The sequence below is a fragment of the Paenibacillus sp. N22P23 genome (genome assembly GCF_059383735.1).
On sequence record NZ_JBXENT010000001.1, the window covers coordinates 195,408 to 211,313 of the forward strand.

General features: G+C 50.2%; 12 protein-coding genes and 1 other annotated feature. Of the genes, 11 read left to right on the forward strand and 1 reads right to left on the reverse strand.

The features are described 5' to 3' along the window. Positions 1–122 precede the first annotated feature (122 nt). The 3 genes from AC506A_RS00910 to AC506A_RS00920 all read left to right on the forward strand — a co-directional run bounded on the left by AC506A_RS00910 (position 123) and on the right by AC506A_RS00920 (position 4,590). Complete coding sequence (locus AC506A_RS00910; RefSeq protein WP_495459143.1) at positions 123–620, forward strand: DivIVA domain-containing protein; 498 nt, start codon at positions 123–125, stop codon at positions 618–620. A 67-nt stretch (positions 621–687) separates the two neighbouring features. Further along, positions 688–991: a binding site (T-box leader), on the forward strand. Between the two features lie 51 nt (positions 992–1,042). Beyond that, positions 1,043–4,138 (forward strand): isoleucine--tRNA ligase, encoded by a 3,096-nt coding sequence (ileS, locus tag AC506A_RS00915; protein WP_495459144.1) that lies wholly within the window; start codon positions 1,043–1,045, stop codon positions 4,136–4,138. 125 nt (positions 4,139–4,263) lie between these two features. Next, positions 4,264–4,590: a DUF5665 domain-containing protein gene (locus AC506A_RS00920; RefSeq protein WP_495459145.1), complete on the forward strand. Its 327-nt coding sequence runs from the start codon at positions 4,264–4,266 to the stop codon at positions 4,588–4,590. 12 nt (positions 4,591–4,602) lie between these two features. On the opposite strand, the gene AC506A_RS00925 is transcribed toward AC506A_RS00920, so the two are convergent. After that, positions 4,603–5,319, reverse strand: a complete 717-nt coding sequence (locus tag AC506A_RS00925) for a TraR/DksA C4-type zinc finger protein (protein ID WP_495459146.1) — start codon at positions 5,317–5,319, stop codon at positions 4,603–4,605. Positions 5,320–5,496: 177 nt separating this feature from the next. Here AC506A_RS00925 and lspA point away from each other — a divergent pair, with 177 nt between their 5' ends. From lspA to carB, 8 genes are all read left to right on the forward strand, one after another. Further along, complete coding sequence (gene lspA, locus AC506A_RS00930) at positions 5,497–6,015, forward strand: signal peptidase II (protein ID WP_495459147.1); 519 nt, start codon at positions 5,497–5,499, stop codon at positions 6,013–6,015. Then, entirely contained in the window at positions 5,987–6,931 is a 945-nt protein-coding gene (locus tag AC506A_RS00935) for an RluA family pseudouridine synthase (protein WP_495460931.1), read from the forward strand. Before lspA ends, AC506A_RS00935 begins: the two co-directional genes overlap by 29 nt. Before the next feature lie 111 nt (positions 6,932–7,042). Next, positions 7,043–8,278: an LL-diaminopimelate aminotransferase gene (locus tag AC506A_RS00940; protein WP_495459148.1), complete on the forward strand. Its 1,236-nt coding sequence runs from the start codon at positions 7,043–7,045 to the stop codon at positions 8,276–8,278. A 386-nt stretch (positions 8,279–8,664) separates the two neighbouring features. Further along, on the forward strand, positions 8,665–9,198 hold the full coding sequence (pyrR, locus tag AC506A_RS00945; RefSeq protein WP_495460932.1) for a bifunctional pyr operon transcriptional regulator/uracil phosphoribosyltransferase PyrR: 534 nt from the start codon (positions 8,665–8,667) through the stop codon (positions 9,196–9,198). Between the two features lie 14 nt (positions 9,199–9,212). Then, positions 9,213–10,118: an aspartate carbamoyltransferase catalytic subunit gene (locus AC506A_RS00950; RefSeq protein ID WP_495460933.1), complete on the forward strand. Its 906-nt coding sequence runs from the start codon at positions 9,213–9,215 to the stop codon at positions 10,116–10,118. Positions 10,119–10,150: 32 nt separating this feature from the next. Continuing rightward, positions 10,151–11,446: a dihydroorotase gene (gene pyrC / locus AC506A_RS00955; protein ID WP_495459149.1), complete on the forward strand. Its 1,296-nt coding sequence runs from the start codon at positions 10,151–10,153 to the stop codon at positions 11,444–11,446. Positions 11,447–11,476: 30 nt separating this feature from the next. Next, positions 11,477–12,622 carry a glutamine-hydrolyzing carbamoyl-phosphate synthase small subunit gene (gene carA / locus AC506A_RS00960; protein WP_495459150.1) on the forward strand — a complete coding sequence of 382 codons (1,146 nt, stop codon included), beginning with the start codon at positions 11,477–11,479 and terminating at the stop codon, positions 12,620–12,622. Next, positions 12,609–15,827, forward strand: a complete 3,219-nt coding sequence (gene carB / locus AC506A_RS00965) for a carbamoyl-phosphate synthase large subunit (RefSeq protein ID WP_495459151.1) — start codon at positions 12,609–12,611, stop codon at positions 15,825–15,827. Before carA ends, carB begins: the two co-directional genes overlap by 14 nt. The last annotated feature ends 79 nt before the right edge of the window (positions 15,828–15,906 follow it).

Here is a 15,906-nt window from a genome sequence, read left to right on the forward strand (position 1 = left end):
GGAAAATGACTCCATCTGTCGAAATTAGAAGTAAACTCAGGAAGGATACAGCTTAAGGCGCTAGTCCCATACGGGGATGCCCTAAGCATGATCCCCTTCGACTACAATCAGGAGGTGCGCCAATGCCGCTTACGCCATTGGACATACATAACAAGGAATTTGGCAGACGACTTCGCGGGTACGATGAAGATGAAGTAAATGAATTTCTTGATCAAGTCATTAAAGACTATGAGGCGCTCATTCGCGAGAACAAGGAAATTCAGAATCAAGCTCTTACTTTGCAGGAGAAGCTGAACCATTTCTCCAACATTGAAGAAACGCTTAGCAAGACGATTATTGTGGCGCAGGAAGCGGCAGATGAAGTGAGAAGCAATGCGAAGAAAGAAGCGCAGCTAATCGTCAAAGAAGCCGAGAAGAATGCTGACCGCATCATTAATGAGTCGCTAAGCAAATCCCGTAAAGTGGCGCTTGAGGTAGAGGAGCTTCGCAAGCAAGCTTCGATCTATCGTGCCAGATTCCGGACGCTCGTAGAAGCACAGCTTGAGCTGCTCAGCCATGATAGCTGGGATACGCTCGATGGACCGCAAAGCTTGACGAGTGAAATCGCTCGCGGCGTGTAATTTTTGTTGCGATTGGTTTGACAATTGTTTAGGAATCGCGTATAAATGGTAATAATCAATCTATACGATCAGTTCGTTGACGAGAACGAGTACGTTTCTGTTAGCACCTCAGAGAGCCGGTATTTGCTGAAAGCCGGTGTGAGAACAGTTGCGGAATATCCTCTCTGAGAAGCACTGCCTAACCTTATGGATGCCATAAGCAGTAAGCAGTTCCGGAAGTCCACCGTTATTTGGAACTCGGATGCATGCATCCGTGACGAAGGTGCCAAGCATAGCGGCGCGTCCATTTGCTATCTCTGTATGAGATAGGCGTGGATCGCAGTTAAACTTGGAACAAGGGTGGTATCGCGAGCTATAGTCTCGTCCCTTTACAGGGGCGGGGCTTTTTTTATTTTTCAGGAGAACGAAAGGGGTATGAGCGTATGCAACGCGTCGATGTCAAAGAGAAAGCAAGAAGTCGGGACTCTAGAGTACTGGCTAAATGGAGAGAAGAAGAGACATTTAAGCAGTCGATTACAAACCGGGAAGGCAAACCGAATTTTGTCTTCTATGAAGGTCCGCCTACGGCAAACGGAGCTCCGCATATCGGTCATGTGCTTGGACGCGTAATCAAAGACTTCATTTGCCGCTTCAAGACGATGGATGGATATCGCGTAGTCCGCAAAGCAGGCTGGGACACGCATGGATTGCCTGTCGAGCTAGGCGTAGAGAAGCAGCTCGGCATTTCCGGTAAACAGGAAATCGAGAAATACGGTGTGGAAGCCTTCATCACAAAGTGCAAAAACAGCGTATTCGAATATGAGCGTCAATGGCGCGAACTGACAGAAGCGATCGGTTACTGGACCAATATGGATGATCCATATATCACGCTGAACAATAACTACATTGAGAGCGTATGGCATATTCTATCGACGATCCATGGCAAAGGACTACTGTACCGCGGTCACCGCGTTAGTCCTTATTGCCCATGCTGTCAGACGACACTTAGCTCACATGAAGTTGCGCAAGGGTATGAGGATGTTAAAGATCTGAGCGCCACTGTGAAATTCAAGCTAGTTGACTCCGATGAGTTCGTGCTCGCTTGGACGACAACACCTTGGACGCTTCCGGCGAACGTTGCGCTTGCTGTTAATCCAAATTTGGTTTACGCACGCGTACTGAAGGATGGTCAAGTTTATGTGGTGGCTGAGGCACTTGTTGAGAGTGTAATGAAAGGCGAATTTGTCATCCAGTCTACGGTTCAAGGTGCAGAGCTGGTCGGTAAGAAATACGAACCGCCGTTCAAATACGCCGAAGTCGAGAACGGACATATCGTCATTCCAGGTGACTTCGTCAGTGATACGAGCGGTACAGGTATCGTTCACATTGCTCCCGCACACGGTGAAGATGACTATAAGGTAGCTCGTCAGAATGGCGTCAGCTTCTTGAATGTGGTGGACAATGCAGGACGGTACGTCGATGTTGTAACGGATCTGGCAGGACGTTTCGTGAAAGAATGCGATGTCGATATCGTCAAAATGTTAAGCGAACGCGGTTTGCTCTTCTCCAAAGAACGTTACGAGCACAGTTATCCATTCTGCTGGCGCTGTAAAACGCCGCTGATCTACTATGCAACAGACAGCTGGTTCATCGAAACAACCGCTGTGAAAGATCAATTGATCGCGAATAACAGCGGTGTGGAATGGTATCCGGGTCACATCCGCGAAGGCCGTTTCGGTAAGTTCCTGGAAGATCTCGTTGACTGGAATATCAGCCGTAACCGTTACTGGGGAACGCCGCTTAACGTTTGGATTTGCGACAGCTGCGGCGGGCAGCATTCACCCGGCAGCAGAGCAGACCTGGTCGCGCGCTCGACATCGCCGATCTCGGAAGACATTGAGCTCCATAAACCATACGTGGATGAAGTGAAGCTGAATTGCCCGCATTGCGATGGCGGTGTTATGACACGGACTTCTGAAGTCGTTGACGTTTGGTTCGACAGCGGATCGATGCCATTCGCGCAGTACCATCAACCGTTTGAGAAACAAGAGATTTTCGCTGAGCAGTATCCGGCGGACATCATCTGCGAAGGAATTGACCAAACGCGCGGCTGGTTCTTCAGCTTGCTGGCGGTATCTACGCTGTACAATGGTCAGGCACCGTACAAAGCGGTTATTTCCACAGGTCATATTCTGGATGAGAACGGACAGAAGATGTCCAAATCGAAAGGGAATGTTATCGACCCTTGGGAAATCATTAACGAATACGGCACGGATGCATTCCGCTGGGCATTGCTGGCAGACAGCGCGCCGTGGAACAGCAAACGTTTCTCGCGCGGCATTGTAGGCGAGGCCAAATCCAAAGTGATCGATACGATCGTCAATACGCACGCGTTCTTCGCGCTCTATGCTTCGATCGACGGTTACGATCCTGCAGCACAACCGGCGCGCGTATCCGGCAACAAGCTGGATCGCTGGATTGTGTCCCGTCTGAACAGCTTGACTGCCCAAGTGAACAAGAGCCTGTCAGTTTATGACTTCCTCAATGCTGCGAAGGGCATTGAAACCTTTGTCGATGAGATGAGCAACTGGTATATCCGTCGTTCCCGTGACCGTTTCTGGGGAAGCGGCCTGACGGACGACAAGCTGGATGCCTATGGCACGCTTCGCACAGTCCTGCTTACGGTTTCTCGCCTAATCGCGCCGTTCGCGCCGCTGGTAGCCGAAGATGTATATACGAATCTCGGCGATGGCAGCAGCGTACATCTGGCGGACTATCCGAAAGCAGATGAAGCGGCAATCGATGAAACGCTGGAGCGCGATATGGAAACAGCGAGACAAATCGTTGAGCTTGCTCGTAATGTCCGCAACGAAACGGGCATCAAAACCCGTCAGCCGTTATCAGAGCTTATCGTCGCGCTTGACAATGAATTCGACCTCTCGCCATATGAAGCAATCATCAAGGATGAAATCAATGTGAAGTCGATTACGATTGCGAGCGGCGACACCGGTTTCGTTGATTTTGCCTTTAAGCTGAACCTCAAAGTAGCCGGCAAGAAGTATGGCAAACATGTAGGTCCAATCCAAGGCTACTTGAAGTCGCTGACTCCGGAGCAAACGAGCGGCATTATGAAAGCAGGCATGCTTACATTTGCATCACCGGATGGCGAGTCGCTGGAAATCGCATTGGATGAGCTGCTCGTAGAGAAGCAGGCCAAATCCGGATTTGCTTCGGCATCGGGTTATAACTTAACGGTTGCAATCAATACCGATATTACGCCTGAGCTGGAACAGGAAGGTTTGGTACGGGAAGTTATCCGTGCTGTACAGGATACGCGCAAGAAGCTTGATCTTCCGATTGAGATGCGCGTTCATCTAGTGCTGGATGTCGATGCGGAGCTTCTGGCAGCACTGCAAGCCTTCGAGTCGGTGTTGTTCGAAAGCGTCCTGCTGCGCAGTGTGGAGTATGGCAGCCAAGCGGAAATGGAACGAGTATCACTCGGAGATAAAGAGATTGGAATTTCTGTCGTAAGGGTATAGTAACCTCATAGCAGCAAACAACACGAACGCCCATGAAGACGAACGGCGAGCGGCATATTTGCCGCTTCCGAACTGCTGCATGGGCGTCGTTCTTGTTTGCTTTAAGCCCTGGGGAGGGATCCTTCATGACAGAAGAAAATAAAGATTTAGTCGGTGTAAGGCACGCACTGGATGCACTGGAGAAACGGCTGCAGAAGGTTGCCACAGAAATGGAGCGATCGCAAATCGCTGATTATGTGCTGCTCCTAAATCGCCCGTACTCGCTCATGTGGCGCAATTTGCTGGGCGGCACTGCGCGAGGTGTCGGAATCGCCATTGGATTTACGTTCTTTGCGGCAACGATTCTTTATGTGCTGCAGCTGCTTGGTGCACTCAATTTGCCGATCATTGGCGACTATATTGCAGACATTGTCCGCATCGTGCAGCATCAGCTGGAAGGGAAGACTTATTAATGGTAAGGAGCTCTATTGCTGTTCGAGCATATGATCGCCTTCCTCATGCTCCATATAATCATAATATTCGCGATTGCGGACAACACTGACATGCTTGCCTGTAATGTCAGTTGCCAAAAAGCTCTCGAGCGGCTCTACATACCCGTCGGCTTCATCAGCTTCGATGCCAATCTCTTCGTAAGAACGAACATTGGCATTCTCTGACATCGCGGGAGAGTCGGAATTGCCCCAGCTCTCGACGATTTGCCAAGCGTCTTCACCATCGAAGCCGTTGTAGCCATCTTCGTGTTCATCCATGCTCGAGCGGCCAAATCCAGGTGAAAGGAATTGTTCCTCCACCGGACGGTGCTCCGAAATTTCTTGTCTTGGTGAATGCGCAACGCAGTACAGCGAATCAGGAAGTGCCCGCAATCGTTCAAGCGGAATATCGCTGCCGCATGTAAGACAGCTGCCATAACTGCCTTCCTCGATGGCGGTTAGAGCAGCTTCAATGCGGCTAAGGTGAAATTCCTCTTGTTCATGAAGCGCAATGTCTTTGCCGCGTTCATACGTCTCTGTGGCTGCATCGGCGGGATGGTTATCATACGATGACAAATCGCCGGATTCGTCCTTAAGCGATGCGGAGAGTCCGTAATGCTCGCTGCTTGCAAGCCGTTGTTCAATGGCGGCTTTTTCCACGACAAGGCTGCTGCGTAAATTTTGTAGCTGACTGTTCGTAAGGTTCGTCATGATAAGTGCCCTCTCTTCACGTTGGCATGATGGCATACTTTCTGTCGTTAGTTTCCCAACTTAGGCGCTGTTTTAGAGGCGGGTATTCATGGGTGAATTGGCAGTGGCATACGGAAATTGTCCTAGTGTGTTTGAGCTCTCCTATGCTACAATGTTGAGGACAAGGGGGCATATGCGATGAAATATTATTACTATTGGCTGGCAGTTGTTGTATTCGTAATTGACTATTTTACCAAACAATGGGTTGAGAAAAGTCTTACGATCGGTGAAACAAAGCATGTGCTCGGCGAATTCTTTATTCTAACTTCCATTCGAAACAAAGGTGCCGCGTTTGGAATCCTGCAAGAGCAGCGTTATCTGTTTATATTGATTACGCTTGTTGTTGTTAGTGGCATCGTGTGGTATATGGTGAAGAACCGCAACTCCGGTAATGGTTTGCTTCTGGCAGGTCTTGGCCTGGTACTCGGCGGCGCACTTGGTAATTTCTTGGAGCGCGCATTATATGGTGAGGTTGTCGATTTTCTACAATTTACGTTTGGCAGCTATGTATTCCCAATCTTTAACATCGCTGATTCCGGTATCTGTATCGGAGTAGGCATGATTTTGCTGGATGCGATTCTGACATCCAAGAGAGAGAACGGAGATTCAAATGGACAAAAAGAACCTAATGGACAAGGGCACCAGTTTATTCAATGATGAGCCCATGAGTTTTACCGCTATTGAAGCGGATGCCGGCGAACGGCTGGATAAGTTTGTAACCGAAAGCATTGAAGAAGGCTCTGTTTCCCGCACGATGGTGCAGGATTGGATTAAATCCGGCGCCGTGCTGGTGAATGACCGTCAGGTGAAGGCGAATTACAAACTAGCCGTGGCCGACGTGGTCACGGTTATTATTCCTGAGCCAGAGGAAGCAGTAATTGATGCGCAGAATATTCCGCTGGATGTCGTGTACGAAGACAGTGATGTTATCGTGATCAACAAGCCGCGCGGAATGGTCGTTCACCCAGCTCCGGGACATTACTCCGGTACGGTCGTGAATGCACTTATGTACCACTGCAAAGATCTATCTGGCATTAACGGCGTGCTTCGCCCAGGCATTGTGCACCGGATCGATAAAGATACTTCCGGGTTAATTATGGCCGCGAAGAACGATCTCGCGCATGCTTCGCTTGCGGCGCAGCTCAAGGCCCATACTGTTACGAGAAAATATCTCGCCCTCGTGCACGGGACGATGCCGCATGAGCATGGAACGGTTGATGCGCCGATTGGCAGAGATCCGCAGGATCGGAAGGTCTTTATGGTTACTCAGAGGGGCAGTAAAGAAGCGATCACGCATTTCCAAGTCGCGGAGCGCCTCGGTGATTTCACACTGCTGGAGCTGAAGCTTGAGACAGGAAGGACACATCAGATTCGCGTGCATATGAAATATATCGGGCACCCGCTTGCAGGCGATCCGATTTATGGCCGCAATAAGACGATTGGTCTTAAAGGGCAGGCGCTGCATGCAGCAGTACTAGGATTCGATCATCCGCGTACGGGCGAATATATGGAGTTTGAGGCGCCGATTCCAGCTGATATGGAACATGAGCTGATGATTTTGCGTCAACGCTAGTTGTGTAATAGTACAAACTTTTCACCATTTTCTTTATATGGTTCGTGGCTTACGTTGCGCTATGATGATAACAAACTGTAAGCAGTGACAACGAAAGGTGAGATGGATCGAATGACTCAAATCAATCACAACTATACGCAGCTGCAAGGGAGCTACCTGTTCTCTGAAATTGCTAAGCGCCGTACTACATTTATTCAAAACAATCCGAATGCTCAAATTATCAGCCTCGGTATCGGCGACGTAACACGTGGCCTGCCAGATGCGGTAACGAAAGCCATGCATGCTGCAGTGGATGAACTGGCTAATCCAGGTTCTTTCCGCGGTTATGGACCGGAGCAAGGGTACGACTTCCTCATTAACGATATCATCAACAATGACTATAAAGCGCGCGGTATCGATATTGCGACGAATGAAGTTTTCGTCAGCGATGGTTCCAAGTGCGATGTCGGCAACATTCAAGAAATTTTCAGCCAAGATGCTGTTATCGCGGTTCAAGATCCGGTGTACCCTGTATACGTGGACACGAACGTAATGGCTGGCCGTTCCGGCAAATTCAACAAAGAAACAAACCAATACGAGAATATCGTATATCTGAAATGCGACGCGTCGAACAACTTCACGCCAAGCCTGCCGGAGCGCAAAGTCGACCTGATCTACTTGTGCTACCCGAATAATCCGACAGGTATGACGCTTTCGAAGGAAGAACTGAAGCGCTGGGTTGACTTCGCGAAAGCGAACAACTGCATCATCTTGTATGATTCGGCCTACGAGGCATTCATTCAAGAAGCGGATGTTCCACGCAGCATTTATGAAATTGAAGGCGCGAAAGAAGTAGCGATCGAATTCCGCAGCTTCTCGAAGACAGCCGGCTTCACAGGTGTTCGTTGTGCATACACAGTTGTTCCACGCGAGCTGAAAGCGAAGGATGCAGACGGTAATGTGGTACTTGTAAATGATCTGTGGAATCGCCGTCATACAACGAAGTTCAATGGCGTATCTTACGTGACTCAACGTGGTGCTGCTGCGATCTACACACCGGAAGGTAAAGAACAAATCGGTGCGATCATTGATTATTACATGACGAATGCAGGTATTATCCGCGATGGTCTTGCATCGCTTGGCCTTGAAGTGTTCGGCGGCGTAAACGCTCCTTACATCTGGCTCAAAACACCGAACGGTCTTGACTCATGGTCATTCTTCGATAAGCTTCTATCTGAAGCCAATATCGTAGGTACGCCAGGTGTCGGCTTCGGTCAAAGCGGTCAAGGCTACTTCCGCTTGACAGCGTTTGGCAGCCGCGAGAATACCGAAAAAGCGGTTGAACGCATCACTAAGCTTAGCTTGTAAGAAAAGAAACTTACGCGGCGTCCTCGGACGGCGCGTAAGTTTTTTCTATATAGTGAATTATACAGACTAACGCATATATATCCGTTAACTGTACAAAAGAACCTTGACAGCTTTTGTCGAACATGGGATAATTCTTTTGATAAACAATAAGTACCTTTAACTCAGTCCAGAGAGGCTGGCAAGGTAACGTGAATCGTTTATTCGCATCTTATAGCAGGACAACTTCCCACTCGCGCTGTGTGCGCAAGTGGAGCTTGTCTAACAACTGCTGAGGTACGAGTCCAATGAACGTGAAACTCCTTGCGCACCCGCAAGGAGTTTTTTTTGTGGCCATGCAGTATGCATCGAACGATGATTGGTTTGACTCAAGGAGGCGGAAGAAGCGCATGGATGAGCAGCATCGGATCATTATGGATGAGACGGCAATACGCCGCGCGCTGACTCGAATCGCCCACGAAATTGTCGAAAAGAACAAAGGTATCGACAATTGTGTACTCGTAGGCATTCGAACACGCGGCATCTATTTGGCACAACGTATCGCAGAACGTATTCACGAAATCGAGGGGCTTCCGGTCGAAGTACAAGAGCTCGATATCACCTTGTATCGGGATGACCGCGAAGCAGGAAGCTCAGGCGCAATGCATGGCAATGCCACATCGGTAAACGTGAAGAACAAACGAGTCATTCTCTTCGACGATGTACTCTACACAGGCAGAACAATCCGAGCAGCCATGGATGCATTGATGGATTGCGGCAGACCGCAATCGATTCAGCTTGCCGTTCTGGTTGATCGGGGCCACCGCGAGCTGCCGATTAGACCGGATTATGTAGGGAAGAACGTACCGACCTCTAAACAGGAGCAAATCGAGGTTTTTCTCCAGGAAGTGGACGAGAACGATCAAGTAACGATTATCCATTAAGGGGGTAGGCTTTAATCATGACAACCGCAACATTAGTCAGACAGCGAAGCTTGCTGGGACTTAAAGAGCTAAGCAAGGAAGAAATCAGCTCGATCTTGGACCGCGCCGCTTACTGGGAAGCAAGTTCAAACAAAGTCGAGTCGGTTCAGCAAGGCAAGTTTGTAGCGAATATGTTTTTCGAAAACAGCACGAGAACGAGATTCTCCTTCGAGGTTGCCGAGAAACGACTTGGTACGGAAGTACTGAACTTCTCCGCTGCGGTCTCAAGCGTACAAAAAGGTGAATCGATTTACGATACCGTGCGCACGCTTGAATCCATGGGAATCGACGCAGGCGTCATCCGGCTAAAGCCAATCGGCGTTCTGGCCGAGCTGGCACAGAAAATTAAAGTGCCGCTAATCAATGCAGGCGATGGAAACAACGAGCACCCGACACAGGGACTGCTCGACCTATATACGATGCGCAAACAGTTCGGCGAGCTAAAAGGGTTGACGGTTTCGATTATCGGAGATATCCGGCACAGCCGAGTTGCACGCTCCAATTTGTATGCCCTGCAGAAGTTTGGTGTACATGTCCGCTTCTGCGCACCAGAAACGATGAAAGCAGCAGAGCTTGATGCTCCGTATGTTTCGATGGAAGAAGCGCTCCGCTCCGATGTCATTATGATGCTCCGGGTACAGCTGGAACGTCACGAGAGCGGTATTCTAAGCTCAGCTGAATCCTATCGCGAGCATTTCGGATTGACAGAAGAACGAGCGGCTACAATCGCGCCGCACGCGATCATTATGCACCCTGCACCAATCAACCGCGACGTTGAAATCGATGATGCACTTGTCGAACATCCGCAATCGCGCATTTTCCCACAGATGGCAAATGGCGTACCGATTCGGATGGCGGTCATTGAACGAGCACTTACTTAACTAACTAAGGAAGCCGGAAGGAGAAAACGATCATGGCAATATGGATTTTAAACGGACTCGTTTGGGACGAACAGACAGGTGAGACAGCACGAAAGCACGTTCGAATTGAGAATGGACTGATCGCTGCGATTGCCGATGCGGCTTCCGGTGAGCCGGATACAGCCGGACACGACATTATAGACGCGCAAGGAAAGCTTATCTCCGCAGGATTTATCGACATGCACGTGCATCTGCGCGAGCCGGGCTTCGAATATAAAGAGGATATTGCAAGCGGAACACGCTCCGCGGCAAGAGGCGGGTTTACCACAATCGCTTGTATGCCGAACACTCGTCCCGTAACGGACACGCCGGAGACAGTGCGCTACATACTGGATAAGGCTAAGAGCGCAGGTATCGTCAATGTGCTGCCTTATGCGGCCATTACGAAGAACGAGCTTGGCCGCGAGCTGACGGACTTCGCAGCGCTCAAAGAAGCTGGCGCAATTGGGTTTACCGATGACGGAGTTGGCGTACAGAACGCACAAATGATGAAAGATGCCATGAAGCTTGCAGCTTCGATGAATATGCCGGTTATCGCACACTGCGAAGATGATTCTCTCGTAGTCGGAGCAGCAGTGACTGAAGGCAAATTTGCAGCGGAGAACGGACTTAAAGGCATTCCGAACGAGTCCGAAGCAATCCACGTAGGACGCGATATCTTGCTGGCAGAAGCAACAGGCGTTCACTATCATGTCTGCCACGTAAGTACGGAGCAATCGGTTCGCCTGATCAGAATGGCTAAGCAAATCGGCATTAAAGTAACAGCTGAGGTTTGTCCGCATCACTTGATTCTCTCCGATGAGGATATCCCGGGCATGGATGCCAATTGGAAAATGAACCCGCCGCTGCGCACACCGCGAGACGTACAAGCGGTTATCGAAGGACTAGAAGATGGCACGCTGGATATGATCGTTACGGATCACGCGCCGCACAGTGCGGAAGAGAAGGCACGCGGCATGCAGCTGGCGCCTTTTGGCATCGTCGGTTTCGAAACGGCATTCCCGCTTATGTATACGAAGTTCGTTAAAACAGGCAAATGGTCGCTAGGCTTCCTGCTTAAGCGAATGACATCAGACCCGGCGCGCGTCTTCGGACTTCGCAGCGGCGTTCTGGAAGCAGGCGCACCTGCTGATCTGACCATTGTAGATATCGAGAATGAACGTGAGGTTAACCCAGAGAGCTTCGCATCGAAGGGTAAAAATACACCATTTGGCGGCTGGAAGTTGTCCGGCTGGCCGGTAGCAACAATCGTAGACGGAAATGTCGTTTGGACAGAGCTTCAAGAATAGTAAGCAACTTGATAACTAGGAGTGATACGGATGCAAGCAAGATTGTTATTAGAAGACGGCACGCTGTTTACAGGACTCAGCTTTGGCGCTGAGGGTCAATCCGCCGGCGAGGTTGTTTTTAATACAGGGATTACAGGTTACCAAGAGGTACTTTCCGATCCGTCCTACTGCGGACAGATCGTAACCATGACCTATCCTTTGATCGGGAACTACGGCATTACGCGCGACGATTTCGAAGCGGTACGCCCCTACATTCACGGCTTCGTCGTTCGCCGCCATGAGCCGGTACCAAGCAACTGGAGAGCGGAATACACGCTTGATCGTTTGCTCAAGGAGTATGGCATCATCGGAATCAGCGACATCGATACACGGATGCTGACTCGTAAGCTGCGCCACTACGGCACGATGAAAGGGATGCTGACAACAGGCAATGAGCGTATTGAAGAGCTTGCTGAGCGTCTGTCCCTGACACCGCTGATGCGCGATCAAGTTGCTCGTACATCGACGAAGAGCATTTTCTCCAGCCCAGGCGAACGCGAGCGTATCGTACTGGTAGACTACGGCGCGAAGAGCGGTATTCTCCGCGAGCTTACGAAGCGCGGCTGTGATGTAGTCGTTGTTCCTCACGACACGACAGCTGATCAAATCCGCCGCCTGAACCCGGACGGCATTCAATTGTCGAACGGCCCTGGGGATCCGAAGGATGTTCCACACGCTGTCAAAATGATTCAAGAGCTGCTTGGTGAATACCCGATCTTTGGGATCTGCCTTGGCCATCAATTGTTCGCACTTGCTTGCGGCGCCGATACAGCGAAGCTGAAGTTCGGTCACCGCGGCGGTAACCACCCGGTTAAAGAACTGGCATCGAGCCGCTGCTACATCACTTCGCAGAACCATGGTTACACCGTTCTCGAAGATTCCGTAGCCGGAACAAAGCTGGAAGTTACGCATATCAACAACAATGACAAGACCATTGAAGGCTTGAAACATAACGAATTCCCGGCTTTCTCGGTTCAATACCACCCAGAGGCTGCACCGGGACCGTACGATTCAAGCTACCTGTTCGATCAATTCCTAGAAATGATTCGTGAACATAAAAGAAATAACCCGCAAATACCTCGTCAAGCACAATTGGCGGCATCATTGAGAGGAGAGCTGCAATATGCCCAGAAATAATAAGCTGAAGAAAATTCTCGTTATCGGTTCCGGTCCAATCGTCATCGGGCAAGCTGCAGAGTTCGACTATGCAGGCACACAAGCTTGCCAAGCGCTTAAAGAAGAAGGCTACGAGGTTGTACTTATCAACAGCAATCCGGCTACAATCATGACGGATACAAATATGGCTGATAAAGTATACATCGAGCCGATTACACTTGAATTCGTATCTCAAATCATTCGTCAAGAACGTCCGGACGGTTTGCTGCCAACACTTGGCGGACAAACAGGTCTTAACATGGCAGTCGAGTTGGCGCGTGCCGGCGTATTGGAACGCGAGAACGTTCAATTGCTGGGTACACAGCTTACGGCAATCGAGAAAGCGGAAGACCGTGATTTGTTCCGCGATCTGATGCGCGAGCTGGAGCAACCAGTGCCAGAGAGCGTTATCGTTACAACGATACAGGAAGCTGTGAATTTCGCTAACGAAATAGGCTACCCGATCATTGTTCGTCCAGCTTATACACTGGGTGGAACAGGCGGCGGTATTTGCGCAAGCGAAGAAGAGCTTCTCGAAACGGTAGCATCCGGTATCCGTTACAGCCCAATCGGCCAATGCTTGATCGAGAAATCGATCGCAGGCATGAAAGAAGTCGAGTATGAAGTTATGCGAGATGCGAACGATAACTGTATCGTCGTGTGTAACATGGAGAACTTTGACCCGGTTGGCGTACATACAGGCGATTCCATCGTCGTAGCGCCAAGCCAAACGTTGTCCGACCGCGAATATCAAATGCTTCGCTCGGCATCGCTGAAGATTATCCGCGCACTGAACATTGAAGGCGGCTGTAACGTACAGTTCGCACTGGACCCGTTCAGCTACCAATACTATGTTATCGAAGTGAATCCGCGCGTAAGCCGCTCGTCGGCGCTCGCATCCAAAGCGACAGGCTACCCAATCGCGAAGATGGCTGCCAAGATCGCAGTCGGCTACACGCTTGACGAAATCGTCAACCCGGTAACAGGCCAAACTTATGCATGCTTCGAGCCGACGCTGGACTATATCGTATCCAAAATCCCGCGCTGGCCGTTCGATAAATTTATATCGGCAAACCGTAAGCTGGGCACGCAAATGAAAGCGACAGGCGAAGTTATGGCGATCGGCCGTACATTCGAAGAGTCCATTCATAAAGCGGTTCGTTCCCTGGAAATCGGCACGCATCGCATTCACTTGAAAGAAGCACATGAGCTGCAAGATGATGTGCTGCGCCTTCGTCTGGCGAAGCCGGATGACGAGCGGATGTTCCTCGTAGCGGAAGCATTCCGCCGTGGCTACAAGCTTCAGGATATTCAAGATTTAACGAAAATCGACTGGTGGTTCCTTGAAAAAATCGAAAGCATTGTCGCATTCGAAGCGGAGCTTCGCAGTGCATCCGTACTGACAAACGAGCAGCTGTACGCTGCAAAACGTAAAGGCTTCTCCGACCGCTCCATTGCAGAGATCCGCCGTGAAGGCAACCATACAACATTCATCAATGAGCTGGAACTGCGTCAACACCGCCTTGAGCAAGGCATCAAACCGGTATACAAAATGGTTGATACTTGTGCGGCTGAATTTGAAGCAACGACACCTTATTACTACTCGACGTATGAAGTTGAGAACGAAGTAACGGAAACGACGAAAGAGAAAGTGCTCGTGCTTGGCTCCGGCCCGATTCGAATCGGCCAAGGTATCGAGTTCGATTACTCGACCGTACACGCGGTATGGGCGATTCAGAAAGCCGGTTACGAAGCGGTTATCATCAACAACAACCCGGAAACCGTATCGACGGATTTCAGCACTTCAGACCGACTTTACTTCGAGCCGCTCTTCTACGAAGATGTTATGAACGTCATCGAACAAGAGAACCCGATTGGCGTTATCGTTCAATTCGGTGGTCAAACGGCAATCAACCTAGCTGCTCCGCTGACTAAAGCAGGCGTTCGTATCTTGGGCTCCAGCTTGGAGAGCATCGATGCTGCCGAGGATCGCAAGAAGTTCGAAGTGCTTCTGAATGAGCTGAACATTAAACAACCGAAAGGCAAAACAGTCATTTCCGTGGATGAAGCGGTTGAGACTGCACAAGGCCTTGGTTATCCGGTGCTTGTTCGTCCTTCGTACGTCCTAGGCGGACGTGCTATGGAAATCGTATATTCCGACGAAGAGCTTCTCACGTACATGGTGCAGGCGGTCAAAATCAATCCGGAGCATCCGGTACTGATCGACCGTTACATGCTCGGTAAAGAAGCAGAGGTTGATGCGATCTGTGATGGCGAAACGGTTCTGATCCCAGGCATCATGGAGCATGTTGAGCGCGCAGGGGTTCACTCCGGCGATTCCATCGCTGTGTACCCGCCGCAATCCATTTCGACGGAATTGCAGCAGAAAATGGTCGAAATCACGATCAAAATTGCTAAAGGCTTGAACGTTATCGGATTGGTTAACATCCAGTTCGTTATCTTCCAAGACGAAGTCTATGTAATCGAAGTGAATCCGCGCTCCTCGCGTACGGTTCCGTTCCTTAGCAAAGTAACGAATATTCCGATGGCGAACCTGGCAACGAAGGCAATCCTTGGCGAGAAGCTTGCGGATCTTGGCTACGAAACAGGTCTATGGCCGGAAGATGACTTTGTATCGGTTAAAGTACCGGTCTTCTCTTTTGCGAAGCTGCGCCGCGTTGACCCTACATTGACGCCGGAAATGAAATCGACCGGTGAAGTTATGGGCCGCGATCAGCAGTACGCGAAAGCTCTGTACAAAGGCTTGGTTGGCGCAGGCATGCGTATCCCGCCAACAGGCTCCATCATTGCAACGGTAGCGGATAAAGATAAACCGGAAGCGATTGAAATTCTGCGCGGCTTCTACGAGCTGGGCTACAATATCATTGCAACCGGCGGTACTGCAACGTCGCTTGAAGAAGCGGGACTGCGCGTACAAACGGTGAACAAGCTGAGCGAAGGCTCGCCGAACATCTTGGATTTGATCCGCGACGGTCAAGCACATTTCGTAGTGAACACGCTGACGAAGGGCAAGACACCTGAGCGCGACGGCTTCCGGATTCGCCGTGAAGCCGTTGAGAATGGCGTCGTATGTATGACATCGCTCGATACCGTTCGCGCGCTGCTTAACATGCTGCAGACCATCAACTTCTCCTCGCGTCCAATGCCGGTACTGGCACAGAAATAACCAATAGAATGGCCGTAATTGGCCGCGAAAGCCTGCCTTCAAGCAGGCTTTCGCCATGCCTGTATAGACCTAGTGAAGG

Excerpts from the sequence above, each read along its gene's own strand:
- AC506A_RS00910 (WP_495459143.1), top strand. The coding sequence starts at position 123 with ATGCCGCTTACGCCATTGGACATACATAACAAGGAATTTGGCAGACGA.
- ileS (WP_495459144.1), top strand. The coding sequence starts at position 1,043 with ATGCAACGCGTCGATGTCAAAGAGAAAGCAAGAAGTCGGGACTCTAGA.
- AC506A_RS00920 (WP_495459145.1), top strand. The coding sequence starts at position 4,264 with ATGACAGAAGAAAATAAAGATTTAGTCGGTGTAAGGCACGCACTGGAT.
- AC506A_RS00925 (WP_495459146.1), bottom strand. The coding sequence starts at position 5,319 with ATGACGAACCTTACGAACAGTCAGCTACAAAATTTACGCAGCAGCCTT.
- lspA (WP_495459147.1), top strand. The coding sequence starts at position 5,497 with ATGAAATATTATTACTATTGGCTGGCAGTTGTTGTATTCGTAATTGAC.
- AC506A_RS00935 (WP_495460931.1), top strand. The coding sequence starts at position 5,987 with ATGGACAAGGGCACCAGTTTATTCAATGATGAGCCCATGAGTTTTACC.
- AC506A_RS00940 (WP_495459148.1), top strand. The coding sequence starts at position 7,043 with ATGACTCAAATCAATCACAACTATACGCAGCTGCAAGGGAGCTACCTG.
- pyrR (WP_495460932.1), top strand. The coding sequence starts at position 8,665 with ATGGATGAGCAGCATCGGATCATTATGGATGAGACGGCAATACGCCGC.
- pyrC (WP_495459149.1), top strand. The coding sequence starts at position 10,151 with ATGGCAATATGGATTTTAAACGGACTCGTTTGGGACGAACAGACAGGT.
- carA (WP_495459150.1), top strand. The coding sequence starts at position 11,477 with ATGCAAGCAAGATTGTTATTAGAAGACGGCACGCTGTTTACAGGACTC.
- carB (WP_495459151.1), top strand. The coding sequence starts at position 12,609 with ATGCCCAGAAATAATAAGCTGAAGAAAATTCTCGTTATCGGTTCCGGT.